The organism is Flavobacterium sp. (assembly GCF_049318185.1).
In the GTDB taxonomy this organism is placed as follows: domain Bacteria; phylum Bacteroidota; class Bacteroidia; order Flavobacteriales; family Flavobacteriaceae; genus Flavobacterium.
In genome coordinates, this window is sequence record NZ_JBMOGV010000195.1 from 1 (window position 1) to 2,776 (window position 2,776).

3 protein-coding genes are annotated in these 2,776 nt (G+C 35.6%); all 3 read right to left on the reverse strand.

Annotated elements, in window-relative coordinates; all coding sequences use genetic code 11:
• Positions 1-335, reverse strand: a 335-nt coding sequence (locus ACOYLT_RS11415; RefSeq protein WP_422853968.1) for a hypothetical protein, incomplete at its 3' end; no start/stop codon positions are given.
• A 367-nt stretch (positions 336-702) separates the two neighbouring features.
• A complete protein-coding gene (locus ACOYLT_RS11420) occupies positions 703-1,578 on the reverse strand; it encodes an XAC2610-related protein (RefSeq protein WP_422853969.1) in 876 nt (291 codons plus the stop codon).
• A 124-nt stretch (positions 1,579-1,702) separates the two neighbouring features.
• Positions 1,703-2,668 carry an alpha/beta hydrolase gene (locus ACOYLT_RS11425; protein WP_422853970.1) on the reverse strand — a complete coding sequence of 322 codons (966 nt, stop codon included), beginning with the start codon at positions 2,666-2,668 and terminating at the stop codon, positions 1,703-1,705.
• Positions 2,669-2,776 lie beyond the last annotated feature (108 nt).

Consider the following 2,776-nt stretch of genomic DNA (forward strand, 5'->3'; position numbering starts at 1 on the left):
AAAATATATTTCCCCGGCATCAGGGAAACACTCAAATAGCAATTATACCCATCCATAATGATGGGCGTATCAGTCAGTACACGGCTAACATTTTGGGTGGTTTGTCCTTCCTTTGTATATATCGTTATCAGGATATTGGTTGCACTTATTTGCAACCCTTCCCCCGAGAATTTCTGTGTTCTCGCTATACCCAGCAGTTCCGGGTAGGATAGCCCAGTATTGTTGATAGCGTGAACGGATATTCCGTTGGGTAAAATATATCCTTCGGTAAACAGATCAATTGAAACTTCCTGTTCCGTAGCATTTTCTATTTCCAGGGTAAAGCCTTTGCTCATAGGGGTGGTTTTTAAGATAAATATACATGCAATGTAAGATGGATTGTTTGCAACCTATTTACAGACAAGACGGACTATACAATATTTGTAAAAATTCTCCAACAACAGCCTTATCATCGCAACCTCACCCGAGTAAAATATATCATCGGTTTTCTAATGGGTCAATAGTAAGATTTTATCATCCTCTTACTAATATCAGGCAATTCCATAGTCGGTTCTGGTAGCTATATGATCTTTCCAGAACGGATTAGAACGTTCCTGAACGCCCTGATTCTACAATTTTGTCTGCTACGTAATAAGGGAGTAGGGTAAAATGAAGTATTGTGCACTTTTGAATGGAGGGGATTTTGGGGGAGCTTACGCTTTTTTAGTCACATTTTATCTTAACGAAATCTTTCTTTTTCTCGTTATATTCTAAACAAGTTCTTTTTATGAGAACCATTTTATTATTTACGACTTTATATTCTGCATACATATGACTATTTCCTGCGCAACATTGATTATGCTCGTAGATTTTTTTCGTTTCACTATCAAAATCTAATGATGTACCTTGAAAACCACTATTGATATATCTTGCGGTTTTCTTGTTGTAAAGAAAATACAAACTTGAAGTATTGGGTCCTGCAGCACTGTGCTCAAATACAGAAAAATCTGTAATGCCGTCAAAGTTGTAGTCTCCAACGTCTATATTATTCAGACCCATAAGCTGACATTCTAAGTCAATTCGTTGAATTAAACTGTCCGTCTTTTTCTGATGGATTTTTACTCCAGTCACTTTAGCATAAAAATCACCTATTGATTTAGAAACAACAAGTTTAAAATATTTATCGGCAATAGAAACAGGTTGTAGAATTTCTCTATCTTTCCATTCGATACTGTCACCGTAATCAATATCAAATAATTTAGTCAAAGTAATTTTTAGCTGTTCTCCAGTTTTTAGGTCTGTCCAACTTCCCCTCATCTCCTTGTCAGCTATATTGAAATTGGCAAATGTCAGGGTTGCTTTATTATTACCTTTATTATCTTTCTCAAACAGATTTAATTTATTTTTTTTAAGTGTACCCCTTATTACAATAGGAGCGTCAAAATTGGTGTAGGCATAAATTGCATTGGCGTATCCGTCACCTTGAATGTCTGTGACAAGCTCAATTGGATATTTGCCAATAAAACCTGAATAAGTGCTCTGACTGAACGAGTTAATAGATATCAGTAGAACTGTAAATATACTAATTGCTTGTTTCATATACGGGTTTTTAAAAAAAGCAGTTAAAGTTTACGGACTTTTCGTTCGGGCGGGTTACGGAGCACATATGTTTCACAGATGCACTTTAGCTGCCATATTGCCTAGCCGATATTACCTGCTGGCGTTATTTCTGCTTTAGTAACCATTTTATTAGTTCGTCATTATACACAATACTCCATGAATGCGGATGCCTTTTATTGTCAGGTTTTCGATAACCTTTATTTTGTGTTGTTATTAATTCTGCATTTTGATTTCCAAGTCTATTTAGTTCGTTAATCATGGCTGAACATTCGGTCGCATTCATACTTGTTAAGTCTGCTCCACGTTCTTTTAACCACCAATTTATGTCGGGTTCTGTGTATATTCTCAAAGGCAGATTGATTAGTTTCTTAACCGCCGTCTGTGTTGTGTCTGAAAATGAATATGGTGAAAGACTGTAATATTCAAAAAGTTTTGTTTTTGGACTTCCTCCTGTTTCTTTTTCAAGTCTGTCGATCATATACACGAATTCTTGATTGGCTTCATTGTTTTTTGAAAGTCTGATATCTCTTTTTGCCGAGTTATAAAATCTTTCAAAGTCGAGTGGAGGGTCAATTGCAAAAACGGCTGCCGGTTTTACAGCAATTTTTTGCGCATATTTTATAGCACAACTACCACCAATTGAAAATCCACCAACATAAAATCTTTGGTCAATCAGTTTGTGTTTAGAAGTTACATCATTTAAAATTCTGTCAAACGTTTGTTGGCTTAGACTATCCACGCCAAAAGATAATACACCATCCTGAAAAGTTGGAATAATTGTCAATATTCCGTTTTGAGCTAACTTTTGTGGCAAGTCAGTCTGCTGTAAAACGTTTTCGGCTGTTTCTCCAAAACCTGGAACAAGAAATAAATATCCTGTCCAAGGAAATTTTGTTGGATATATTATAGTGTAACAGTTTTTTGTTGTATCCGTTTTATCAAGAAAGACTTTCTCAATTTTTGGGTTAGATTCTTTCTGTCCATTACAGCTAATAGCAAAAAATGAAAGAGTCACAATTATAAAAAACATTCTATTCATAGATGTGTGTCCTTTGTTGACGTTGTGCATTCCTAGGCTTGCGGGATAATCCTTCTATAGTCGCTACTCTCTCACCCCTATCAACCTCAAATTGCCATACATGGGATAAAAAAATCGGACTATTCAAATATACAAAAT

Bases quoted from the DNA above. Each gene is read 5' to 3' on its own strand.
- ACOYLT_RS11425 (WP_422853970.1), bottom strand. From the start codon at position 2,668: ATGCACAACGTCAACAAAGGACACACATCTATGAATAGAATGTTTTTT.
- ACOYLT_RS11420 (WP_422853969.1), bottom strand. From the start codon at position 1,578: ATGAAACAAGCAATTAGTATATTTACAGTTCTACTGATATCTATTAAC.